Annotated in this window: 25 protein-coding genes and 1 riboswitch; of the genes, 10 read left to right on the forward strand and 15 right to left on the reverse strand. The window is 42.1% G+C overall.

The annotated features are described in order from the left end of the window. Positions 1 to 250 precede the first annotated feature (250 nt). The 4 genes from hslR to CXF88_RS13910 all read left to right on the forward strand — a co-directional run bounded on the left by hslR (position 251) and on the right by CXF88_RS13910 (position 5,390). Entirely contained in the window at positions 251 to 649 is a 399-nt protein-coding gene (gene hslR / locus CXF88_RS13895) for a ribosome-associated heat shock protein Hsp15 (RefSeq protein WP_101087413.1), read from the forward strand. Positions 650 to 674: 25 nt separating this feature from the next. After that, positions 675 to 1,535 carry an Hsp33 family molecular chaperone HslO gene (hslO, locus tag CXF88_RS13900; RefSeq protein WP_101087414.1) on the forward strand — a complete coding sequence of 287 codons (861 nt, stop codon included), beginning with the start codon at positions 675 to 677 and terminating at the stop codon, positions 1,533 to 1,535. 253 nt (positions 1,536 to 1,788) lie between these two features. Continuing rightward, the gene (locus CXF88_RS13905) at positions 1,789 to 3,345 is read left to right on the forward strand and encodes a phosphoenolpyruvate carboxykinase (RefSeq protein WP_101087415.1); all 1,557 of its coding nucleotides are present in this window, start codon (positions 1,789 to 1,791) and stop codon (positions 3,343 to 3,345) included. Between the two features lie 188 nt (positions 3,346 to 3,533). Next, positions 3,534 to 5,390: a M14 family metallopeptidase gene (locus tag CXF88_RS13910; protein WP_101087416.1), complete on the forward strand. Its 1,857-nt coding sequence runs from the start codon at positions 3,534 to 3,536 to the stop codon at positions 5,388 to 5,390. A 344-nt stretch (positions 5,391 to 5,734) separates the two neighbouring features. Here the strand turns inward: CXF88_RS13910 and CXF88_RS22195 are convergent, their stop codons facing one another. Both CXF88_RS22195 and CXF88_RS13915 read right to left on the reverse strand, forming a co-directional pair. Then, the gene (locus CXF88_RS22195; protein ID WP_277949093.1) at positions 5,735 to 5,869 is read right to left on the reverse strand and encodes a hypothetical protein; all 135 of its coding nucleotides are present in this window, start codon (positions 5,867 to 5,869) and stop codon (positions 5,735 to 5,737) included. Positions 5,870 to 5,970: 101 nt separating this feature from the next. Continuing rightward, on the reverse strand, positions 5,971 to 6,261 hold the full coding sequence (locus tag CXF88_RS13915; RefSeq protein WP_242445166.1) for a GIY-YIG nuclease family protein: 291 nt from the start codon (positions 6,259 to 6,261) through the stop codon (positions 5,971 to 5,973). A 132-nt stretch (positions 6,262 to 6,393) separates the two neighbouring features. On the opposite strand from CXF88_RS13915, the gene moeA reads away from it, so the two are divergent. Beyond that, positions 6,394 to 7,647, forward strand: a complete 1,254-nt coding sequence (moeA, locus tag CXF88_RS13920) for a molybdopterin molybdotransferase MoeA (RefSeq protein WP_101087418.1) — start codon at positions 6,394 to 6,396, stop codon at positions 7,645 to 7,647. A 7-nt stretch (positions 7,648 to 7,654) separates the two neighbouring features. Next, a complete protein-coding gene (gene moeB / locus CXF88_RS13925; RefSeq protein ID WP_011635588.1) occupies positions 7,655 to 8,425 on the forward strand; it encodes a molybdopterin-synthase adenylyltransferase MoeB in 771 nt (256 codons plus the stop codon). Positions 8,426 to 8,457: 32 nt separating this feature from the next. Here the strand turns inward: moeB and CXF88_RS13930 are convergent, their stop codons facing one another. Then, positions 8,458 to 8,664 carry a DUF2986 domain-containing protein gene (locus tag CXF88_RS13930; protein WP_101087419.1) on the reverse strand — a complete coding sequence of 69 codons (207 nt, stop codon included), beginning with the start codon at positions 8,662 to 8,664 and terminating at the stop codon, positions 8,458 to 8,460. 114 nt (positions 8,665 to 8,778) lie between these two features. Beyond that, positions 8,779 to 8,946 carry a YqaE/Pmp3 family membrane protein gene (locus CXF88_RS13935; RefSeq protein ID WP_011635586.1) on the reverse strand — a complete coding sequence of 56 codons (168 nt, stop codon included), beginning with the start codon at positions 8,944 to 8,946 and terminating at the stop codon, positions 8,779 to 8,781. A 155-nt stretch (positions 8,947 to 9,101) separates the two neighbouring features. Here CXF88_RS13935 and CXF88_RS13940 point away from each other — a divergent pair, with 155 nt between their 5' ends. Next, positions 9,102 to 10,307: a GGDEF domain-containing protein gene (locus CXF88_RS13940; protein WP_157822802.1), complete on the forward strand. Its 1,206-nt coding sequence runs from the start codon at positions 9,102 to 9,104 to the stop codon at positions 10,305 to 10,307. Between the two features lie 305 nt (positions 10,308 to 10,612). Beyond that, positions 10,613 to 11,782: a GGDEF domain-containing protein gene (locus CXF88_RS13945; protein WP_101087421.1), complete on the forward strand. Its 1,170-nt coding sequence runs from the start codon at positions 10,613 to 10,615 to the stop codon at positions 11,780 to 11,782. Between the two features lie 31 nt (positions 11,783 to 11,813). Here CXF88_RS13945 and CXF88_RS13950 read toward each other — a convergent pair whose 3' ends face one another. The 11 genes from CXF88_RS13950 to moaA form a co-directional block, all read right to left on the reverse strand. Beyond that, positions 11,814 to 12,491, reverse strand: a complete 678-nt coding sequence (locus CXF88_RS13950; RefSeq protein WP_101087422.1) for a TIGR01621 family pseudouridine synthase — start codon at positions 12,489 to 12,491, stop codon at positions 11,814 to 11,816. 38 nt (positions 12,492 to 12,529) lie between these two features. After that, positions 12,530 to 13,771: a HAMP domain-containing sensor histidine kinase gene (locus CXF88_RS13955; protein WP_101087467.1), complete on the reverse strand. Its 1,242-nt coding sequence runs from the start codon at positions 13,769 to 13,771 to the stop codon at positions 12,530 to 12,532. Between the two features lie 67 nt (positions 13,772 to 13,838). Beyond that, positions 13,839 to 14,516, reverse strand: a complete 678-nt coding sequence (locus CXF88_RS13960) for a response regulator transcription factor (protein WP_041413271.1) — start codon at positions 14,514 to 14,516, stop codon at positions 13,839 to 13,841. Positions 14,517 to 14,529: 13 nt separating this feature from the next. Beyond that, positions 14,530 to 15,006: a hypothetical protein gene (locus CXF88_RS13965; RefSeq protein ID WP_242445167.1), complete on the reverse strand. Its 477-nt coding sequence runs from the start codon at positions 15,004 to 15,006 to the stop codon at positions 14,530 to 14,532. Between the two features lie 348 nt (positions 15,007 to 15,354). Further along, a complete protein-coding gene (locus CXF88_RS13970) occupies positions 15,355 to 16,476 on the reverse strand; it encodes an ABC transporter ATP-binding protein (RefSeq protein WP_101087424.1) in 1,122 nt (373 codons plus the stop codon). Beyond that, positions 16,457 to 17,137: a molybdate ABC transporter permease subunit gene (modB, locus tag CXF88_RS13975; RefSeq protein WP_101087425.1), complete on the reverse strand. Its 681-nt coding sequence runs from the start codon at positions 17,135 to 17,137 to the stop codon at positions 16,457 to 16,459. The genes CXF88_RS13970 and modB overlap by 20 nt, the downstream gene beginning before the upstream one ends. Then, positions 17,137 to 17,988 carry a molybdate ABC transporter substrate-binding protein gene (gene modA / locus CXF88_RS13980; RefSeq protein ID WP_101087426.1) on the reverse strand — a complete coding sequence of 284 codons (852 nt, stop codon included), beginning with the start codon at positions 17,986 to 17,988 and terminating at the stop codon, positions 17,137 to 17,139. The genes modB and modA overlap by 1 nt, the downstream gene beginning before the upstream one ends. 39 nt (positions 17,989 to 18,027) lie before the next feature. Then, a complete protein-coding gene (gene moaE, locus CXF88_RS13985; RefSeq protein WP_101087427.1) occupies positions 18,028 to 18,498 on the reverse strand; it encodes a molybdopterin synthase catalytic subunit MoaE in 471 nt (156 codons plus the stop codon). Position 18,499: 1 nt separating this feature from the next. Next, positions 18,500 to 18,748, reverse strand: a complete 249-nt coding sequence (gene moaD / locus CXF88_RS13990; RefSeq protein WP_011635576.1) for a molybdopterin synthase sulfur carrier subunit — start codon at positions 18,746 to 18,748, stop codon at positions 18,500 to 18,502. Positions 18,749 to 18,812: 64 nt separating this feature from the next. Beyond that, positions 18,813 to 19,289 carry a cyclic pyranopterin monophosphate synthase MoaC gene (moaC, locus tag CXF88_RS13995; RefSeq protein ID WP_101087428.1) on the reverse strand — a complete coding sequence of 159 codons (477 nt, stop codon included), beginning with the start codon at positions 19,287 to 19,289 and terminating at the stop codon, positions 18,813 to 18,815. An 87-nt stretch (positions 19,290 to 19,376) separates the two neighbouring features. Then, the gene (gene moaA / locus CXF88_RS14000) at positions 19,377 to 20,357 is read right to left on the reverse strand and encodes a GTP 3',8-cyclase MoaA (protein WP_101087429.1); all 981 of its coding nucleotides are present in this window, start codon (positions 20,355 to 20,357) and stop codon (positions 19,377 to 19,379) included. Further along, positions 20,345 to 20,477: riboswitch (molybdenum cofactor riboswitch) on the reverse strand. Its footprint overlaps the gene before it by 13 nt. Before the next feature lie 236 nt (positions 20,478 to 20,713). Between moaA and CXF88_RS14005 the strand changes: the two genes are divergently transcribed. Continuing rightward, a complete protein-coding gene (locus tag CXF88_RS14005) occupies positions 20,714 to 22,363 on the forward strand; it encodes an electron transfer flavoprotein-ubiquinone oxidoreductase (protein ID WP_101087430.1) in 1,650 nt (549 codons plus the stop codon). A 218-nt stretch (positions 22,364 to 22,581) separates the two neighbouring features. After that, complete coding sequence (locus CXF88_RS14010; RefSeq protein ID WP_101087431.1) at positions 22,582 to 24,492, forward strand: methyl-accepting chemotaxis protein; 1,911 nt, start codon at positions 22,582 to 22,584, stop codon at positions 24,490 to 24,492. Positions 24,493 to 24,516: the final 24 nt, after the last annotated feature.

The raw sequence follows: 24,516 nt of genomic DNA on the forward strand, positions 1-24,516 counted from the left end.
TCTATACGACTTGGTACAGGTCTCTGTTCTAATTGTTAATAAAATGCGAAAATATATGTGTAGCCGTCATGCTAACCCACACAGGATAAAGCAACAACCCCAGAGCATATCGATTGGCGAATCTCCATCAAATATGCTAACTTTGCGCCCATAAAAAGAGCCATAATATTGCCCTCTATTACGATAATACACGCATTGTATGGCAGTTAGGTTACTCAGTCTGTGAAATCATCCCTGTTTTGGAGGTCATGTGACTCAAAATCAGCCCGAAAAAAGCGTTATTCGGCTCGACAAATGGTTATGGGCGGCACGTTTTTATAAAACTCGCGCTATCGCAAAAGACATGATCAATGGCGGTAAAGTACATTACAACGGTCAACGGACTAAATCCAGTAAGAATGCTGAAGCGGGTGCAAAAATCCGCCTTCGCCAAGGTAATGATGATAAAGAGATTATTGTCCTTCAATTATCTGGCCATAGACAAAGTGCTAATGTAGCGCAAACCCTATACGAAGAAACACCAGAGAGTATTAGCAAACGGATTATAAACGCTGAAGCCCGACGGCTAAATATTTTGAACAATCCGGCACCAGACCATAAACCGGATAAAAAACAACGACGACAGATTATGCGCTTAAAAGATTACTAGGCGCCCAAAAAGTAAGAGAATGCAAATGAACAACGATATTTTACATCGCTACATTTTTGATAATGCCGATGTGCGAGGCGAGATAGTCCAATTAGAAAGCAGTTACCAAGAAGTGCTTTCTGCACATATCTATCCGGTTGCCTTACAAGCCCTAATCGGCGAGTTAATGGCCGCAACATCATTACTCACGGCAACTATCAAGTTTAGCGGTGACATTAGCGTGCAGTTACAAGGCGATGGCCCGGTTTCTTTAGCGGTAATTAATGGTAACAATAAGCAAGTATTACGCGGTGTAGCACGTTGGAACGGTGATATTGCTGCCGATGCAAGCTTGCAACAAATGTTCGGTAAAGGTTACATGGTCATTACGTTAACGCCTGATGAAGGTGAACGTTATCAAGGTATTGTATCATTAGACCATGTCAATCTAGCAGCTTGCTTAGAAGAGTATTTTAATCAATCAGAGCAGCTACCTACCCAAATACAGTTATTTGCTAACGGCAAACAAGCTGCAGGAATGTTGTTGCAAGTATTACCAGCAAAATCGGGTAATACTGACGACTTTGAACATCTCTCAGCATTGACCTCGACCATTAAAGCAGAAGAGTTATTCACTCTTGATGCTGAACAGGTATTACATCGCTTGTATCATCAAGAAGAAGTACGCTTATTTGATCCTGTTGATGTTACGTTTAAATGTAGCTGTTCTCGTGATCGCAGTGCTGCAGCAATCAAAACGTTACCCCAAACTGAAGTTGAAGAGATTCTAGCTGAGGAAGGGAAAATCGAGATGGATTGTGAGTATTGCACAGCAAAGTACTCTTTTGATGAGATAGATATTGCAGCGTTATATTCTGGTAGTCATAGCAGCCAGTCACAGCAGTAATCAATGTCGTTACCCACAACGTAACCACTTACAGAAAAAGCGCGCAATGCGCTTTTTTTATGCCTTAACCGTCTAAAGAAAACATCAAACGCCAAAAACTTTCAAAAAAATTACCAAACTGTTCGTTACCGCGGCATTAACTTACGTTACAATCCCTACATTAGCTTATAGCCATCGCGCAAAAATAATAACAAGCTAAGTTTGAATACCTAACCCCCAATAGCTTTTCACTGCAAAACACGACCTAAAAGACATGGAGATCAACACTATGGCGGATGTATCTAACCGCGTTCACCTCAACCCTACGACAGCACAGTTAGTAGAAATCGCGCTTCTTCGTGGAGAAGGTCAACTGACCGCAAATGGTGCCTTAGTGGCCAAGACAGGAGAAAGAACGGGTCGTTCACCTAATGACCGATTTATCGTCAAAGAGGCAAATACAGAAGCCGACATTGAATGGGGCAAAGTAAACCGCCCGTTTGATGCAGGCAAATTTGATGCATTATGGGGCCGGGTAGAAGCCTACCTTGCAGACAAAGAACTGTTTACATCTGAACTCGAAGTTGGTGCTGATGATGAACATTATATTCCTGTACGTGTAACCACTGAGTTCGCATGGCATCAATTGTTTGCACGTAATTTATTTATCGCTCCAGAAACCTTTAATCGTGGTAACAAAGACACCTGGCAAATCATCAATGCGCCAGGGTTCGTATGTGAACCTCAACGTGATGGTACAAACTCTGAAGCCGCTGTTATTCTGAACTTTGCCGAGCGAAAAGTACTGCTTGTAGGGTTGAAATATGCAGGTGAAATGAAGAAGTCGATGTTCTCGGTGCAAAACTTCTTATTACCCGCTAAAGGTGTGTTACCCATGCATTGTTCGGCCAACGTCGGCCACGATAGTGATACCACATTATTCTTCGGCTTATCGGGTACCGGTAAAACCACTCTTTCAGCTGATCCAAAACGTTTCCTGATCGGTGATGATGAGCACGGCTGGGCACCTGGTGGCGTATTTAATATCGAAGGTGGTTGCTATGCAAAATGTATCGACCTTAGCCAAAAAAATGAACCTGTGATTTGGGATGCGATTCGTTTCGGTACCGTACTCGAAAATGTGGTGCTTGATGAACATCGAGTACCTGATTATAAAGATACTAGCCTGACTGAAAACAGCCGTGCCGCTTATCCTTTAGAGCATATCGCTCAACGTAAAGAAGATAACCGTGGTGCAGAACCTCATGCAGTAGTGTTTTTAACCTGCGATGTATCAGGTGTATTACCGCCTGTGTCGATATTAAGCAAAGAACAAGCTGCATATCATTTCTTATCGGGTTACACCGCGAAAGTTGGCTCGACAGAAATGGGCTCAACGTCTGCAATTCAGTCAACTTTCTCGACGTGTTTTGGTGCACCATTCTTCCCACGTCCAGCAGGAGTGTATGCTGAACTACTCATGAAACGCATTGAGTCGTTTGGCAGCCAAGTTTACCTTGTTAACACTGGCTGGACCGGTGGTCCACATGGTGTAGGTAAACGTTTTGATATCCCGACAACTCGCGCCATTGTGGATGCTATTGTCAGTGGTGAGCTAAAAGATGTTGAAACCGTTTATATCGATAAACTGAATTTAAACGTGCCTGTTAGTGTATCGGGTGTTGATACTGCTTTGTTAAACCCAGTCAACACTTGGGCAGATAAAGCTGAGTATGACAAATATGCACAACAACTAGCACAAGAGTTCAGTGATAACTTTGCAAAATATAAAGTGTCTGAAGCCATCAAAAATGCTGGCCCTAACGTGTAAACAAGCTACCCATTATTCGCAACGCTTTATTTAATGCGATGTAATTTAAAAATCCCAACTTCGGTTGGGATTTTTTATCGGCACTGTTCCAGTTCATTTATAAGGGTAAAAGCAACTGAAACTGTTGATAGGCAGTGTTATGATGCTATTACCGTATTTCGACACCATCACCATTCACAGGGATATTCATGCGCCGCTTTTTGCTTGCTAGCTTAATGGTTAGTCCGTTACTCATCTGTTCCACTTTCACTCATGCTAACAATGCTGTGTCTGCTCCTCAAGTACCGGCAGAGCAAATAACGCATCTCGAAAACGACAGTATACTACCGCCAATTCATCCTTGGTCAGGCGCCAGTGAAAGCTTACTGTTAAGTGCAGATCAACCATGGGCAACCCCTTTTGAGCAACAAGGTTATGTTTCAAGCCCGAACTATCACGACACCATGGAATGGTTAGACAAACTCGTCGACAGCACTGACGTTTTGCAAAAAGTCAGCATTGGTAAAAGCCCCCAAGGGCGAGATATATGGATGATTATCGCGTCACAAGATGGGGTATCAACGGCACAAGCATTAAGTGACAACGGTAAAGCAACGGTATTAGTGCAAGCAGGTATTCATTCTGGTGAAATTGACGGTAAAGATGCAGGTATGATGCTGCTGCGAGATATCAGTCATCGTAACAAACGCGATTTGCTTGAAAACGTTAATTTACTGTTTATTCCTATTTTCAGTGTCGATGCCCACGAGCGGAGCAGCAAATTCAATCGAGTAAATCAACGCGGGCCGGTTAATATGGGCTGGCGCACTACTGCTAACAATCTTAATTTAAACCGTGATTATGCTAAAGCTGACACTCTAGAAATGCAGCACCTCATTCAAGCGATTAATATATGGCAGCCAGACTTATACATTGATATCCATGTGACCGATGGTATTGACTACCAATACGATGTCACCTTTGGCTACAACGTTGCACAAGGCTATAGCCCAAGTATTTTTACATGGTTAGAGTCTATTTACCGCCCAGCGGTTGAACATGCATTAACAGAGCAAGGCCACATTCCGGGCCAGTTGGTATTTGCTAACGATAATACAGACATGACTAAAGGCTTGTCATTGTGGAACCCTAGCCCACGCTTTTCCAATGGTTACGGTGATGCTCGTCATTTACCGACTATTCTAATAGAGAACCATAGCCTTAAACCTTATAAGCAACGCGTTCTTGGTACCTACGTTACACTTGAACAAACTCTTAAAACGGTGGCAAAAAATAGCACCAAGCTAAAGTCTGCGATTAATGAAGACAAATATCGTAACCCAAGTAAGTTAACCATCAACTGGCAAAATGAAACCTTAGCTGAAGGAAAAGACTTTAAAGGGATTGATTACCGTGTTGAGCAAAGCCCAATCAGTGGTGACAAAGTTGTCCGCTGGACTGGAGAGCCTAAGTTATATGAAAACTTACCGATTGTGGCTAACACAAAAGCAGATATCACGGTAACTCGGCCTGTGGCTTATTATATTCCGCCACAATGGACAAACGTTATTGAGCGTTTATCTTTGCATGGCATTAGAATGACACAACTGAATAAGCCAACGTCGATAACCGCGCAGCAATATCAATTCAGCGACCCACTATTCTCAAGTGCTGATTATGAAGGTCATCAAACGGTAACGGCAACAACGACTATTCACAAAATAAATACTCTCCTGCCAACGGGTAGCGTGCGTATTCCAACCGACCAACCTTTGGGTGACTTAGCAATGCTATTACTTGAACCTCAGGCTGAGGATTCATTGTTTTATTGGGGAATGTTCAATACCATTTTTACCCGCACTGAATACATTGAAGACTATGCAGTGGAGCCTTTAGCAGCAAAAATGTTACTCGACAACCCAGCTCTACAAGCTGAGTTTGATCAAGCGCTTAAAGATCCTGATTTTGCTAAAGATAGCCAAGCAAGATTACGCTGGTTTTACCAACGCAGCCCATATTATGACAACGAATACATGAAGTATCCGGTGTTGCGAGCGTCTAAATAAGCTTCAACGCTATATAGACAATGAGATTAAATAACGCCGTATCACTCCACAAGTGCTGCGGCGTTTTTTGTGGGATGCGGTAAATCAATCCATAAATCTTGGTTTTGAAAAGGTGTTTGTGGCGCTAACGGTGAATTAGTTAAGTCAAAAATTCGACTGTGGCGATATCGACTCAGTGGGAACATATCTCGAGTTGTTTCATACTGCTCAATAAACTCATGTAGCTGACCTGTCGCAATGAATGCCTCTAAACCTTGAGTAATGCGTTGCGCTAAGCGTGGATGGTCATTGCTAACAACAATATCCGCCGAGCCATAATCGTCAGCGGTTTGGGTTAATAGCAGCTATAACAAGTCGTAATAATATTGGTAAGTGGTATTTTCTGAAGATTGAGCTGGTTGAATGCGTACTTGTTGTGCCGCTGAAGGAAATGCAGTGCAACACATGATCAGCGCAACACTCATTAACGACTTGACCATTGTGGATTAACCATTGAGATTCCATCATTTCAGTCTAGTCGTAAAAAAACTGTAAACCAAAATTTTGATATGAAAAACTTATAAATATAGGTAACTTATCGTTACCGTGGACAGGTTAACTCATACTGTTCAATCAATAATAATTTTTGCTGGCGAGTATATTTTTTAACAGCAATTTCGCGTTTTGACGCTTCACTTCGATCAGCTAATGATTCTTGATAAACTAGGGTTAACGGACCTTTCCCTCTTAAATATTTAGCTGCTTTAGGACCACTGGCTTGATGCTCGCCAAAACGACGTGAAATATCCGTGGTAATACCGGTGTATAAATGCGAGTTTGCACAGCGAATAATGTATAAGTACCAATCGGTATTGGCGTTATTTTTCGACATAAAATATAAAACCTTAAGTGTGATCATAAAACTCTTGTGCCATCATGGCATACTAAGCACCATTAAAAGCAAAGACCTATTTCAGCCAAGATACAGTTGATAGTATTTTAGCGATTCATTAAGGAAGTTCTGATGTCCAGTAATCAAGACCCTTGCGCTCAACCAACATTGCTTCATCCCGATCAAGCAATTGAGCAACTTTTAGCTCAAGTTGAAGCAACCCAAGATACCGAGCTCGTCACATTAACCCAAGCTATCGACAGAGTGCTAGCGGAAGATCTAGCATCGAGTATTGATTTACCCCCATTTGATAACTCGGCAATGGACGGTTATGCATTTCGTTTTACCGATTTAGCCGCATCACAGGATAAAACAACCCTTACCCTCGTGGGTAGTTCTTTTGCAGGCCACCCTTTCGATGGCCAAGTATCACCCAATAGCTGTATTCGTATTATGACCGGCGCCCCTGTACCTGTGGGTTTTGATACCGTGCAAATGCAAGAAAAAGTCCAAGCAGACGATAATCAAATTACCATCGAGCACCCACATCGATTAGGCGCTAATGTCCGCCGTCGCGGTGAAGAGCTGCTTGCAGGTACCAAAGTATTGCACAAAGGCATCACTATCCGCGCAGCTGAAATGGGCGTACTCGCCACTATCGGTATTAGCCAAGTTAGAGTGACACGTAAACTAAAAGTCGCCTTCTTTTCCACTGGTGATGAGTTACGCCCTGTAGGAAGTGAACTGGCTCCCGGACAAATTTATGATTCTAACCGCTATTCAATCCAAGGCTTACTCAGTAAAAGTCATGTTGACTGGGTTGATTTAGGCGTAATAGCCGACAATAAAGAAGCCATTCGTGGTGCATTTAAAGAAGCAGCCAGCAAGGCTGATATGGTATTAACATCTGGCGGAGTCTCAGTGGGTGAAGCTGACTTTACTAAACAGATTTTGTCTGAAGAAGGCCAGATTACCTTTTGGAAGCTCGCTATTAAACCAGGCAAGCCATTCGCATTTGGTAAAATAGATAACGCTATTTTTTGCGGTTTGCCCGGTAATCCCGTTTCTTCGATGGTAACGTTTTATAAACTCGTGTTGCCCATTTTACATAAAATGCAGGGACTTAAGCCTGTTAAACCGTTATTTTGCCAAGCAAAGTTACTGACCGATATACGTAAATACCCTGGTAGAGTCGAATATCAACGCGGCATACTCAGTCGAAATGAATTGGGCGAACTTGAAGTAGCGATTACTGGCGGCCAGGGCTCAGGCATGCTCACATCAATGAGTTTAGCTAATTGTTTTGTGATATTAGATCAATTCCAAGGCGACACACCAACAGGCACCCAAGTCACCGTAGAGCCTTTTAATAACGTGTTGTGTTAGGAATAGTATGGATTCACTTGATCAAGAAATACTCACTGATAATGAAATGCTGCGCTATAGCCGGCAAATCTCTATTAAGGCTATCGATATCGATGGCCAAGAAAAGCTCAAGCTTGCCAAAGTATTAATTATTGGTGCAGGCGGACTCGGCTGTGCAGCAAGTCAATACCTTGCCGTGGCTGGGGTTGGTGAAATCACCTTAGTTGATTTTGATACCGTAGAGCTGTCTAATTTGCAGCGCCAAGTATTGCACTACGACGCCAATATTGGTCAAGCAAAAGTTGAATCGGCTAAGCAATCGCTGATGCTGCTAAATCCATTAATTAACATCAATACCATTAATGCGTTATTAGATGATGATGAGATTAACGTGTTGGTGAGTCAACATAGCTTAATTCTGGATTGCACAGACAATATGTTAGTGCGTGAACAGCTTAATAAAAGCTGTTTTGAGCACCAAGTGCCTTTAGTGTCGGCCGCGGCTATTAGAATGGAAGGCACTGTTACAGTATTTGACTACCAACAAGACAGCCCTTGCTATCAATGCTTTAGTGCTTTATTTGGTGAACAACAATTAACGTGTGTTGAGGCAGGTATTCTTGCGCCTGTGGTCGGCATGATTGGCTGCATTCAAGCAACAGAAGCAATCAAAGTCATCACGGCTATCGGCGAGCCATTAACGGGGAAGTTGTTAATGATTGATGCGATGACCATGGAGTTTAGGCAAATGCGTTTACCTAAACAACCACATTGTAAAGTATGCGGTGTTAATCCGTAGATAAAATCATCTCTAGGGTCATCGCTATAGTGTTACAGTGCTGGCGAATGTACAGCGCCAGAGTCGCTTAATGCGCTATCAGCTAAATCAGCTGTTGGCGCTATAACCAATTGAGCTTGGGCAAGCTGTGCACGTTCTGCTTTGGCAATATAAGGCGATTTATTAGCAGCATGCAGCTTAGCATTGGCTTTTTTTGCTTTAGCTTTCAGAGTTTGATTAATTTTCTTTTTACGGTTCATATTGGTCACTTGATAGCATTTCTACGAGGTAATTATAATCTCAAACGGATTAAAACCCTATAGATTCCAGCTTATCAGTGACCAAACAACATCAATAGCATAGGGTATTAAACATTATTCTTGTAAGACTACCCACAAAGCATGAACAAGCCCTGGTACAAAAAAGAAAATACATAATAAGATATTTATTAATAAGTCTTTACCCATGCCTTTTTTGAGCAAAACTGCTACAGGCGGCAGTAAAATCGCAATAATCACCAGTAATAATTTATTAGAATCCATTTTAGTTACCTTATTTAAGTTGATTAATTTAGCTAAAGTTATTATAAAAATAGTATACGATACAATTTGTTAACTAGGACAATTAGCCTATTATTTTAGCTACACTTTTGATATCAAATTATGGAATAGTCTTATTCACGATACTAATGAGTCATATGGAACATAACCAAAGTATTATTTTTGTTCAATTTTTTAGCTTAATCGCAGTAAGTTGCGCCATAGCTTGGACATTGCTTGCCAGTCTATTACGCATCGCACCTAAAGCCAGTTGGTGTTTCGCCGCTACCAATATTTGTACTCTTATTGGCATTTTGCTTTATACCCAACGTACTGAAGCAATTAACTATTTATACTGGTTTGTGGCAGACATGACAATACTTGTGGGGTTTGCTCTAGTGCGTTGGGGCTGCCAACATTTATTTAAACAGCCTTTATCTTACCGATTTGATCTGATATTGCTGGCAACCACCGCATTATTAATGCTGTTGGTCCCACCATCCCTGACCTATGCAGTCTACTTAGTTATTGTAATGAGTATTACCGCAGCAACGTTCATCACCCTTAGTGGTATTGATAATTTTCGGGCGGTAAAAAAACACTTACCGCTGTATTATGCGGCGTTGATTAACGTGCCTTTTTTCACCATTGGCTTACTGTTTATCATCCGCGCAGGTGTTTTATTACTTTTCCCCGATGAACTTGCCAACATTTCAGCAGCAGACAAGCTTAACTCATCGTTAGTCATGTGGAGCTACATCATATTACTGCTACTCACTAACCTAGTATTGTTTGGTAATGCGCTGACGCGCTTAGTCTACAAGGTCGCCAGATTAGCCAATAAAGATCAGCTAACGGGTTTATGGAACAGGCACTCTTTATTGAACAAGCTCGAAGAAGTTGACGCCCTATGGCTTCGAAATGGGTTGGCATATAGTTTAATGGTACTCGACTTAGACCACTTCAAACGCATTAACGACACTTACGGTCATTTAGCGGGTGACTTGGTGCTCAAGAATACCGCCGACATATTACAACAATCATTGAGGAAAATTGATTTCATTTGCCGTTATGGTGGTGAGGAGTTTTTAATCATACTGCCATTAACCAATAAAAAAGAAGCTCAAATAGTGGCCGAAAAAGTACAGCAAAAAATCAATGAAAATACGGTTTTATGGCAGAAGACCCATATCAATACCACTCTCAGCATTGGTTATGCTACCTGTAAAACCCACCTCAGTATTGAACAATTATTACAACTCGCTGACGACGCTATGTACCTTGCTAAAAGTAAAGGCCGCAATACAATTTGCTCAATGGATTCAATGGAAGAATCAACTGTTAAGTCAACACAGCAACTGTAATCAACTCAAACATAGAATTCATAATGCACATCATCATCTTTAACCAATAACAGCCTAAAAATCTATTCTAGATAATAAACGCTTTTATTTAGCTATCTAGTGACCAGGGCTTGCCAGAGAGGCTTGTTACAAAAAATAGCATTGGCCATCATAAATTTTAAGTAAATCCATCTTATTGATTTCCACCATCAGTTAATTAAATTAACGTTAAATAGAAAACATTAAACTAAAATATTGCCATTAAAAAATTTTTACACTAGCCTCAATGGCATATTTAATAAGAAATTACCTTTATATGCACCTTTATGACGGAACATGAATCCACACAAATATTAATGCAAGTATTGTGTTTACTCGCAGCTGCAGCAACCGCCTCTTGGTGGGTTATGGCTTATCCAATGAGAGTTGCACCTAAGGCAAGTATTCATTTTTCATTAGCAAATTTATGCGTACTTATTGGCATGTTGCTTTACACCCAACGAACAGACCAACCTAGTTACCTTTATTGGTTCACGGCTGATGTAATGATCTTACTTGGACTGAGTACTCTTCGCTGGGGTGCACAAAGACTATACAGATTACCCAGTAGCAAATTATTCGATTTAACCGTCATCACTATCGCGGCGATATTGATGCTTTTGGTCACACCACAGCGCACCGAAGCCGTTTATTTGGTCTCTATTTTATCTTTAGCGGCATCAATATTATTTTTTGGGCTAGCTCGAGATCATTTACACGCATTTAGAGATACATTTACGGCTTTTGCTACCAACTGGTTAGTTATCCCAATAGCATTAATTGGCTGTTTATTTCTACTAAGGCCCATCATACTGTTATTTTTTCCAGACAAAATCACTGTTTTTGCCACCTTAAACACGGCTGATGCTAAACCGACACTATGGGTATATATCATACTGATATTACTTGTTAACATTTTAATTGTGGGTAACTCCATCAACAAGCTCGTGACAAAAATCCTCACCCTTGCCAACCGTGATGCTCTTACCGGTATTTGGAATCGTCATTCTCTTGATAAGCAATTACAACACATCCACAGTAGTTGGCACACTTCCAACATACCTTACTGCATCCTCTTAATCGATTTAGACCACTTTAAAGCGATTAATGATAATTGGGGTCATGCTATGGGGGATATTGTGCTGGAGAAATCAGCGAATGCTATTAATAATGTTATTCGGAATGACGATTTTTTATGCCGTTATGGCGGCGAAGAGTTTCTGATTTTATTACCAAACTGCACTCTAGAACAAGCTCATCAAATGGCTTCACGATGCCAGCAAGTACTTGCCGACCTTATTATTGATACAGGGGAAAATAAACTTGCCATTACTGCTAGTATCGGTTGTGCGATTGTCACACCGGACACACCAATTAAGCATATTCTAGCGCGAGCCGACAAAGCCATGTATAGCGCAAAAAAAGCGGGCCGTAATTGCATTGAGACAGCAGCTTAAGTTTACCTCTGATAGGAGTAATAGGCAGAGATTAGTCTTTACTAGGCCACGATAAGTCATTCGGTGATTGCCATTGGTTCATCATAAGTTGTTGGCACTCAGGTAACAAAAACTGCTTACCAAACTGAGGCAGTTGCTGGAAACAATAAACCTGCTCTAGATAGGTAAAATGCAAACTATAGGCATGTAAATAACATCTATCGCTCAGCTCATCACCATAAAGTTTATCGCCTAAAATAGGCACACCAATACTGGCTAAGGCCACTCTTAATTGATGGGTTTTGCCACTCAGCGGTTTTAGTAAATACATCCGCATACCAGAGGCAATACTCTGACTAAAAAACTGTGTCACTGCAGGGTTTTCTGTGGTTCGCAGTAACTTATACATACTGCGACGCGACTTAGCCATATCGCCAATAATCAAGCCTTGTTTCTTTTTAGGTTTACCACAAGCTATCGCCAAATAATATTTTTGAACTTTATGCTCAGTAAACATTTTGGTAAACACATTTGCAGCCTGAGGGGATTTAGCCACAATCAATAAACCGGAAGTCGGTGTATCGAGCCGATGAACAGGGTAAAGCTTATAACCTACATCAGCCTCAGCCTGTGCAATCACTCCAGCATTGCCATCTTGGCTATGAAAATGAACATTCACGGATTTACTGATGACAATAAAGTCTGTTTGATCACTGATCACTTGGTACATATATTATCCAACAACGATTAAATGGGAGGCTTGCGAGGTTATTTAAAGTGAATACTCACGAGTAAACCAGGGTTATTATCGAGTAGTGAAATCGTCGCTTTGTGACGCGATAGAATAGCCTTTACCATCGATAATCCTAAACCAGTGCCTTTGTAATGGCGGCTAGGGTCTAAACGCACTAAGCGATCGAATACCCGCTCTTTATCCTCGTCAATAATACCCGGTCCATTATCACTAATTTGAATGTGTTTACCGTGTTGAATAATATTAATCGTGGCGCCATTAGGTGAATACTTTATCGCGTTATCCACTAGATTAAACAAAGCTTGGAACAACAAATACTTATCGCCATTCACGTGAACATCATCTGCTAGACTAATACTCAATACTTGGTCGTGACTCTCGGCAATCACCTCAGCCATTTCAAATAAATCTTGGCAGATTTGCTGTAAACTCACCGGCTGTAAATCAAGCGTTTGCTGACCTTCTTCGATGCGCGTTAACGATAACATGGCATCGAAAGTTCCCAAACAGTGATCTAACTCTTCGAGTAACTCAGCAGTGGCATCGGCAAGTTCAGCTGTAGGTTTTTGCGACAATAGCTCAATACCAATGCGCAAATGCGATAATGGCGTACGTAAATCATGGGCAATGTTATCGGTCACCCCGCGAACGGCTCGTAAGTTTTGCTCTAAGGTGTCGAGTACTAAATTAAATTGCCGTGCCAGCATGTCAAATTCATCTTGGCTTTCGCTTACTGGCAGACGGGTTTCATAGTGTCCAGCTTCAATCTGTTCACTCAAACGGTTGTATTCGACCAGTCGTCTCAAAATGGCTTTTGAGAAAATATAGCCTAACGCTAGCGTGAGCCCTAAAGTGAATGCAACGGCCCAAAATGCAGCGTTAATAAACTTCTCGATTAAAGCCGCGAGTTGATCGGTACGTGTAGCAATTAATACTGGGCCATAACGGGTGATAACTAAGCCACCAGTAAGAATATGCAGTTTATCTGGACCACCAGTAAAGATAGGGAAATCTTTCGTTTCAGGCAGTTGTGGCATATTTTCGGGTAAGAAAGTCAATGCGCCCACCATATCTACACTGTTGCGCCAGGCAATCAGTGCAGTTTTAGGATCGGCAGCACGAATTTGAGCCGCAAAACTGCGACGGTTAACCGTTAATGCTAACTGTTGATAGCGCTGCATTTCTGCAGCTAGATGTTTATCTACTTGATTTTGTTGCTCGATCACTAACTGTCTATAGAGACTAAGCACCAACATAACAATGAGTATGGTTACTAATGTCGAGAAGATCAGCGTGATCCGCCACGCACTACTTTGGTAAGGCTTAATGCCTTTTACAAAGGCGATATCCAGCCCCTCTAACGGTTTCAATTAACTCACCATGGCCAAGCTCTTCAAACTTGCGACGTAACTTGGCAATATGCACATCAATCACATTGGTGCGAGGATCAAAATGGTAGTCCCATACAGCTTCAAATAATAATGTGCGGCTAATCACTTGATTAGGATGCTCCATCAAATACTTAAGCAATTGAAATTCTTTTGGTTGTAGCATTAACTCGCTATCGTCAAGGGTGACTTTACGGGTTAATAATTCCATCTTTAAACTGCCCACTTCAATTTCGGTGGCAGCCGGTTCAACCACGTTACGTTGCGCAAGTTTTTCTGCACGGACTAACAATTCTGCAAAGGCAAATGGCTTGGTCATGTAGTCATCACCGCCCGCACGTAAACCTTTTACACGCTCGTCAACATGACTTAATGCCGATAAAATAAGTACTGGTGTTTTATTACCACTGGTACGCAGAGCAGACAATAATGTTAAGCCGTCTAGCTTTGGTAACATGCGATCGAGGATCAGTAAATCATATTGGTTATGCTTGGCTAACGTGAGGCCTTCTTGACCATCAGTCGCGCTATCAACTTGATATTTCTGAGCCGTAAATCCGTCGGCTACATACTTTAACGTAGTAGCATCATCTTCAACCAATAAAATACGCATAGTCATAGAGTCTTTAATCCCATTTGAGCAAAGGTAGTGGACGTAGAGTCTCAATATCGAAAGCAATAGTATTTCTACTATCTTGATTGAGTAACTTTAGTTCGAGATAACTAATTGATAAATCGTGGTCCAATTCCGCCTGTGTTAAATATCCTTGTTGGTTTTCAATCGCGAGGGTCACTAATTCTGAAAACTTCATATGCTTAGCTTGCAGCATTTTTGCCGCATTAACTTGACCAATATCATCAGAGGCATAAGCAGACGATTTTTCAGTTAATAATGTACCGTCTAAGGCTCGGTATTCGTATTTATTGATTCGGTGAGTCTCTACGTTAACCATAGAAATCTTATACACCAACAAACCTTCTTCAACATCAACATCAAAGTCACATATGGTGCCTTCGTCTTGTTGCTCTAATTGTTCCATGACCGTTATTGGCTTTAAAAAGTCGCCATTGATCAATAAAGAGTGCATAGATGGTGTGGCCATCACGGCACAAGGAAGAAAGCATATTGCTAGCAGCAACCGAACCATCACAAGCCTCTATATAATTGAAAATTCTATCACACGCCTACTCTACCTAAGAGCAGCCAAAGTCCCAAGAAATCTAAGATTAATAATTGATCATAAATACCATTTTCAGTTAGATGGGCTGTCATGACACAACATTTTTTAGAAATGTGAGGGCGGGTAAACCTATACAAATCAGCACAAATGGGAAGGTTTTATATCAAATGCGCTATTTAGGTCGCTAAATGGCCTTATTCAAACATCAATCACCGGTTTATTATCAGAAATCTGACATTCTGAGCAGTAAAAATCATTATTTAACCTTGGTTATCCGAGTTCAGACTGTGCACTTAAAATATGAATTTGATCGGACTTAAGCGCAATAGTCGTTTGCACCCCTGGCGCTAAGGCTAACTTATGCACTAAATGTGTCGGCACGTCTGCATTGATAATGGATCCAATGCCTACAACTGACGCTATCACTCGTGATGATTCACCCATCACCAACACAGATTCAATAAGTACTTCTAATTTATTTAAGCTTTTACACAGACGACCGCTGCTAATGGCGTTAAAGCGAATACCTTGATTTGGAATAACCCAACGGATAGATTGGCCGACAGTTAATGTTGGTGCACTGTCGCTGACAATCAATTCATCACCTAGTGTAAATTGGGTCATATTACGTTCAATATCTTGCGATACGACTTGACCGTCAAAAATATTCCTCAAGCCCATTTGCCGTGCAACCGCTTCGTTATTAGGATGAGATAGTACCTCAAATGGTTTGCCTTGTTGCAGCATTTGCCCCTGACTGATCAGTATCATCTTATCGGCCAGTAACAATGCCTCATGGATGTCATGCGTTACCATGACCACGGGAATAGACAATTGCTGCTTTAAGCGAGCTAACTCAATATACAAGCGTTCGCGGGTTTCTCGGTCTACCGCAGAAAAGGGTTCATCTAACAGTAGGATAGCCGGCTCACGTGCGAGAGCACGGGCAAGCGCAACTCGTTGACGTTGTCCACCAGACAATTGTGCGGGTAAGCGATCAGGCAACCCATGTAAATTGACACGTTCTAGCCAATCTAATGCTCGTTGCTTTCGTAATTCTTTCGGCACATGATCGAGCCCAGAAATAACATTGTCGAGTGCAGATAAATGTGGGAACAGGCCAAAATGCTGTGGCATATAACCGATGTGTCGCTGCTGGGGAGTTAACGAAATAGACTGCTCTGCATCAAACCATAATCTATCACCACAATGAATGTGGCCCCGTTGAGGTAGACTCAAACCGGCAATCATTCTCAGTAAGGTGGTTTTACCGCCACCAGAAGGGCCAACTACGGCTAGCACTTCACCAGCCCGACAACTGAAGTGAGCTTCCAATGGAATGGGCAATGTTTGTGAAATATCACATATAAGGTCAGCGTTGTGAGGCACCACGATGCCCTCCTAAGCGCTTCGACATACTTGTAGTGAGCGCTAACGCACTCACCGCAAACAATAATAATACCAAAGACATCATTCCTGCAGAATCGAAATCGAATGCCTGCACACTATCATAAATCGCTATTGAGATGGTTTTGGTTTCACCGGCAATGTTACCGCCCAACATCAACACCACACCAAATTCGCCCAATACATGGGAAAAACACAGTACAACGGCCGTTAATACACCAGGCCATATCATAGGTAATTCTATTCGAAAAAATATCCGTAATCGACTCATGCCACAGCAAGCTGCAGCATCACGAATATCGATAGGAATGGTTTCAAAAGCACGTTGAATAGGCTGAACCGCAAAGGGAATATTGACGATAATGGAAGCGATTACCAATCCTGAGAAATGAAACACCAATTGTTGGCCGGTTAACTGCTCAACCCATTGACCAATCATGCTCTGATTACCTAACCCCACTAGCAGGTAATAACCAATTACCGTTGGCGGTAACACTAACGGCACCATGATTAAAGCTTCAAGCCATGATTTACCTTTAAATTGGCGATATGCCAACGCCCGCCCGACAATAATGGCCAACGGAATTAACAATACTACGGTAAAACAACTCAGTTTGACCGACAGCCACAGAGCTTGCCAATCCATTAATCAGCCTTCTTAACAGCAGGTTTGGGTAAATTAAACCCAAATTGAGTTAATACTTCCTGTGCATCTGCTGATTGCATGTATTGATAAAATCGCTCCGCAGTTTCAGATGCATTAGGCATTAATGCCATCCGTTGATTAAGCGGTTGATATAGCGAATCAGGGATAACCACATAGTTACCACGCTTGGTAAATTCAGGAGATAGCACCAATGATAACGGCACAATACCACCTTGAGTCGATCCACTAATGGTAAATTGGGCAGCTTGTGAAGCATTTTCACCTAAAATCAGTTTAGGTTGCAGTGCGTCCCACAAACCTTTCGCTTTAAGGACTTCACGCGCACGTTCACCATAGGGAGCATGATCAGGATTTGCTATTGCAAAACGAGACACCTTTCCATCGGCGATTAATTGCGCTAACCCAACTAACTCAGGATCTAAAATTAACGACGACTTCTTAGGTGCTGCAAGAGCAAGCCGACCGATGGCATAAACAACGCCATCATTTTGGGTAAAGCCCGCTTGATGTAACCGCTCAATATAATCTTCATCGGCACTGAGCATCATCTCAAACGGTGCACCATGCTGAATTTGGGTGACAAAATTACCCGAAGAACCATAACTGATCCGCAGAGCCAAACCGGTTTGCTGCTGAAAACGTATCGCTATCTCATCTACTGCAAATTTTATGTTGGCAGCCGCAGCAATCGCAGGAGCATCACTCGCGACACTTAAAGAACTAAACCCTACGGAACTAACAATGGCAAAGAATAATGCGATAGCGCCAGCCCGAAATCGGGGCAGATATGAGTATGAACGCTGAGTAATGTTGGCGTTAATGAAAGACATTGAGGGTTTATCCTTGCTATGTACGAGCCATATAGACGATTACTTTTGCCACATTTTGGCTGCTTGCTGATCGCTATCACGCGCTTCAACCCACTTAGCGCCAGTATCACCTGCTTCAAGCTTCCAAAAAGGCGCTTTCGTTTTTAAAAAATCGATTAAAAACTCACATGCCGCAAAAGCCGCTTTACGATGAGCGCTAGTCACACCAATAAACACAATTTGCTCACCAAGCGACAACGTACCCACTCGATGAATAATCGTCACTTTATTTAAAGGCCAACGTTCACAAGCCTGTTGGCTAATCTGCAGTAATACTGATTCAGTCATACCAGGATAATGTTCGAGGGTTAAGTCAGTTACAGCGCTGCCATCATTAAAGTCTCGTACTTTGCCAACAAAATTAACCACGGCACCGTCCTGATTATCACAGGCAAGTAAGGCGTATTCATCAGCGACACTAAAGTCTTCCGTATGGACTCGTACAACAATTTGGTTGCTATGATGTTCCATGTTACCCCCCTGTGACTGGAGGGAAAAAGGCCACTTCATCGCCATCATTTACCGGTGAATCCCACTGACTCATGGTTTGATTAATCGCCACCAGCAATTTGTCTGATGCCAACACTTTGGCCCATTTATCATCAGTAGCGGCAAGCGCTGCACGTAATGCTTCTGCAGTATCAATATTATCGCCACTGTGTTCGACTTTAGCGGTGCCTAATAACTCACGGATTTGCGCAAAAAATAACACTTGGATCATAGTGGTCTCTCAATGCATTTATTCATAACAAATATTGGGTTTATGTTAGTTCGTAATGGCCGAATTAGACTTTAAAATGACCCGATTTCCCGCCGCGTTTTTCAAGCAAACGAACTTGAGAAATAATCATGTCTTTTTGTACGGCTTTACACATGTCGTAAATGGTTAAGGCTGCCACAGAAGCTGCGGTTAGCGCTTCCATTTCAACACCGGTTTTACCCGACAACTTGCACAAACTGGTAATGCGTACACGGTTATGCTCAGGCTGAGCTTCAAGCTCCACCTCCACCTTAGTCAGCATCAAAGGGTGACATAATGGGATCAAATCAGATGTTTTCTTAGCCGCTTGAATACCGGCAATACGTGCGGTAGCAAAAACATCACCTTTGTGATGGCTGCCATTCATGATCATGGCTAAGGTATCTGGTGCCATATCAATAAAAGCTTCAGCGCGGGCTTCGCGCTCGGTGACGGCTTTTTCAGTCACATCGACCATATGGGCATTGCCATCGGCGTTAATATGGGTAAAACAATTGCTCATGCTTTTTTACTGCCTTAATCAAATTCAATGTCCATCGACTGAGCGCCACATGTATTGCCGCGTCAGTCGGTTTAACTCAATAACGGCTTAACCACCAATAGAGGCAAGGTGTTGAGTCACACCTGTAATGCCTTGATGTAAAAAGTGGGTTTCTTTTTTCTGCGCTAATTGACCGTGTAAGCGGCTAATTAACTCATCTCGCTGCGAAGGGTTTTGTATTAAATCGCGTAAATCGACGCCATTTTCAGTAAACAAACATAAATGTAATTTACCCTTTGCAGAAACTCGTAAGCGGTTACAGCTGGCACAGAAATTCTTGGCGTAAGGCATAATTAATCCAATACGACCTTGATAATCTGCATGGCTAAAGTTTTGCGCAGGACCATCATCAACACTTGGCAAGTCATATAACCAGCCTTCTCGCTCAAGTTGTTTTTTAATGTCTACACCCGCCAAATGATGCGCATTGAAGTAGTCGTGACCTAAACCGGTTTCCATTAATTCAATAAAACGTAAATCAATAGGCGTGTTTTTAATCCACTGTAAAAAACGCGGTAAATCTTTGTCGTTTAAGCCTTTTAATAATACGGCATTGACTTTAACTCGCTCAAAACCCGCTTCAAGAGCCGCGTCAATACCGCGCATTACTTGGTCGAACTTATTTTCGCCAGTAATTTGATAAAACATTTTAGGATCTAAGCTATCAACAGACACATTAATGCGCCGTAAACCTGCGTCATACCATTCTTTGGCATGTTGCTGTAAACGGTACCCATTGGTGGTCATCGCTACGGTATTAATATTGGGATTGTCGGCAACGATCCGCACAATATCTGTGAAATCCTTGCGTAGAGTGGGCTCGCCACCAGTGATACGAACTTTTTGTGTGCCTACCTCACCGAAACCGGCAACCAGATTTTCAATCTCGTTGAGGGTTAAGAAGGTAGGTTTACCATCCGGACGATAACCGTCGGGTAAACAATAAGTGCATTTGAAATTGCAAACATCAGTAACTGACATCCGCAAATAGTGAAATCGTCGACCAAAGCTGTCTTGTAGTTGGGACATGTTAACCTTTCCAAGTGTGGGAGGTGAGTGCATTTCTTTACTCACCCCGGTGGCAAAATTACCACGGCTAACTGCCCATATCATTGACGTAGGGCAAAAAGCTCGGAGAACCGTCAGATCCAATTATAGGCCTAAATACCGTTTTACAAATACCCCTTTAGGTGAATATCTTAGCTTGAAAGACTATATCGTTATCTATTTGTGACTCGACTCACGCTAACAAGATTGAGTTTGCCACTGTGACAAACGTTCATTTTGCGGTAAGGTGAGTAAAGGATAAACGATCGTTTACTTATTTTAATCGTTATAAAAAACAATAAACCCGCAATGAACGGGAAACTTTGAAAGGTGAGAAGATGGAACGCGAGTCAATGGAGTTCGACGTAGTAATTGTCGGTGCTGGCCCTGCAGGTTTGGCGACCGCTTGTCGTTTAATGCAAATATCTAAAGATGCCGATAAAGAAATCACTGTTTGCGTGGTAGAAAAAGGCTCTGAAGTTGGTGCTCATATTTTATCGGGTGCCGTATTTGAACCCGATGTACTGGACGAATTATTTAATGATTGGCGTGATTCAGACATCCCGCTAACCACCAAAGTCACTCATGACGAAATCTACCTGCTAAACTCAGAGACAAAATCTCGCTTAATGCCCAACAGTTTAGTGCCTAAAACAATGCACAATGATGGTAACTACATCATTAGTGTGGGTAACTTAGCTCGCTGGTTAGCCAACCGAGCTGAAGCCATGGGCGTAGAGATTTTCCCAGGTTTTGCAGCCAGTGAATTACTGTTTAATGAAGATAACAGCGTTAAAGGCATTTTAATCGGTGATATGGGTGTTGGCGAAAATGGTCAACATAAAGACAGCTATATGCCGGGTATGGAATTGCATGCCAAATACACCGTATTTTCAGAAGGCTGCCGTGGCCATTTAGGTAAACAACTGATCCAAAAATACCATTTAGACAATGGTAAAACGCCACAGCATTATGGCTTAGGCTTTAAAGAAATTTGGAAAATCCCTGCAGAGCAACATCAACAGGGTAAAGTGGTTCATACCGGTGGCTGGCCTCTCGTGGATGGCTCATCTGGTGGTGGATTCCTGTACCACATGGAAGATAACCAAGTTGCTGTTGGGTTAATTATTGATTTAAACTATAAAAACCCTCATCTCAGTCCATTTGATGAGTTTCAACGCTATAAAACACACCCAGTGATTGCCGAAACATTAACTGGCGGTGAGCGCTTATCCTATGGTGCTCGCGCCCTTGCCAAAGGCGGCTTAAATTCATTACCTAAAATGAGTTTTCCTGGTGGTTTAATCATTGGCTGTAATGCGGGTACGCTTAACTTTGCCAAAATCAAAGGCACGCATACGGCAATTAAAAGCGGTATCATCGCGGCAAAAACCTTAGGCGAAGGCTTAATTGCCGGGCTTGAAGGCGGCAAAGATCTCGACTGCTTCCAAGACCGCTTCGAAAAAAGCTGGCTACATGAAGAGCTTTATAGCTCGCGCAACTTTGGTCCTGCAATGCATAAGTTTGGCACGCTAATCGGTGGCGCCTTTAACTATATCGACCAAAATTGGTTTGGTGGTAAGTTTCCGCTGACGTTTAGAGACACGACCCCAGATTACGCCACGATGGGCTTAGCTAGCGATTACAATAAAATTGACTATCCTAAACCTGACGGCAAGTTGAGTTTTGATAAGTTATCGTCGGTATATCTGTCGAATACTTTTCATGAAGAAGATCAGCTGTGTCATTTACATCTAAAAGACCAAAGCATCCCAATATCGGTTAACTTAGTTAAATTTGATGAACCCGCGCAACGTTACTGTCCTGCCGGGGTTTATGAAGTTGTTGAAGCAGCCGGTGACAAAAAGTTTGTCATTAATGGGCAAAATTGCATTCACTGTAAAACTTGTGACATTAAAGACCCAAGCCAAAACATTACCTGGGTCACACCAGAAGGCGGCGGCGGGCCAAACTATCCAAATATGTAAGCGAACCAATAGTTAAAATATTGGCACAGTCAATAAAACGCACTTAAATATAGGTGCGTTTTTTTTGTTTTATCGACTATCATTACCCACATAAAATCAAAACAACCTACACCAAAAGACTATTTTGCTGACTGAATCAACTTAGCAGCAAAATAACTATCAATTTATTGCCATTGTGTCCGATATATCATAGAGATACTCCCAAGAGGCTGTTGTAGATGAATACACTTACCATTAAGCAAAAAATATTACTGACCGTGACGGTTGCTGTATTGCTATCCACGATCTTAGTCGGATTATTAAGTCAACGAAGTGCAAAACAAGTTGTTGAAGAGCGGATGCTAAACTCGGAAATGCCAAGTTTACTCATGCAAATTCGCAATGAAGTTGACCTCGAAATAAGTAGTTTAATGAATGCGGCGGAGCAACTAGCCAATAGCCGAATGTTGCTTGGATGGCTTGAAAATGGTCGCCCTGCAGACCAAGAAAACCTTGTTATCGCAGAACTTAATAATATAAAAGATCAATACGACTTAGCTCAAGCATCTTACGCCGACCGTGAAACCGCGGCTTACTATACACAGGACGGTTTTTTACGGGTATTAAACCCTGAGCAAGACGGCTGGTTTTTTGACTATCGCAATAGTAAACAAGAGCGAATGCTGAATGTGTTCACCGAAGCGAATGGTGAAGTAAAATTATTTATCAACTATCAGCAACCTAATGGTCGTGGTCTTGTTGGTTTAGCCAAATCATTAGATGATATGGTTAATTTATTGGCTTCATTTAAAATAGAAGACACTGGGTTCGTATATTTAGTTGATGCCAAAGGCGACGTTAAACTGCACCAAGACACTCGTAAAGTGGGTAAATCTAAACTCAGTAACTTGTACCCTAACGCCAATACTAACCAACTACTAAACAAAAATGACTTTAACTTAGTTAAAGCAGAAGTAGATGGCCAGCACATGTTAATTGCCAGTAGCTACATTAAATCAATGGATTGGTACTTGGTCGCTCAAGTACCTGAAGCAGAAGTATTTGCCCTGCTACAAGAGTCGGCTTATCAGATATTATTATGGACCGTACTCATCGCCGCGGTATTTATTGCCATTTCAATTGCCGTCGCGGGTTCGGTTAGCCGTCCGATTGCACATATTGCCGAGCTATTTCGTAACATTGGTGAAGGTGAAGGTGATTTACGCCAAAGATTACCCGTTAATGGCGATGACGAAATTGCCCAGCTTGCCCGAGGCTTTAATAGCTTCATCAGCAAAATCCAAGATACTGTAGTCGAAGTTGCCAAAACCAGCGAACAACTAGGTTTATCGGCACTTGATGTATCAAACCAATCTAATCAAACATTAGCGGATAGTCAGTTACAAAAAGACCGTACCATTATGGTTGTTACTGCCATTAACGAAATGGGTGCCACGGTTAACGAAATTGCTAGCAATGCAGCTCAAGCCGCTGTCACCGCTCGTGATGCTGATACTGAATCCGTTGATGGCCAAAAAGTGGTCACTCGAGCGCGTTCGACTATTAATCAATTGTCTAAAGACGTTGAACAAGTCGGTGAAGTGATTGAGTCGCTAGCGACACACACTAAATCGATTGGCAGTATTTTAGATGTTATCCGTGCCATTTCAGAGCAAACCAACTTACTGGCACTGAACGCAGCCATTGAAGCCGCTCGCGCTGGAGAAGCTGGACGAGGCTTTGCTGTGGTTGCAGATGAAGTACGTAACTTAGCTTCTCGCACCGCAGCATCAACCAACCAAGTGCAAAATATGATTGATAAGCTTCAATCAGAAACCAGTCGCGCAGTTAATGCCATGGAGCAATCTCGTAGCCGCTCACTCGAAGGTGTTACAGCTGTCGATGAAGCAAGCCAGTCGTTAAGTGGTATTAGCGAACGTATTGCACTAATTAGCGATATGAACATTCAAGTTGCTGCCGCCACTGAAGAGCAATCTACCGTGGTTGAAGACATTAATCGTAATGTGACTGAAATCAACGATATCACTCTACGAACAGCAGATACCGCTCACGCGGCTGCAAATGCGAGTAAATCATTGAATCAGTTAGCCAGTCGACTAGATGTCTTAGTAGCCCGCTTTAAAGTGTAATATCTTTAGATATCGCTTTAACAA

The organism is Shewanella sp. ALD9 (assembly GCF_002836315.1).
In the GTDB taxonomy this organism is placed as follows: domain Bacteria; phylum Pseudomonadota; class Gammaproteobacteria; order Enterobacterales; family Shewanellaceae; genus Shewanella.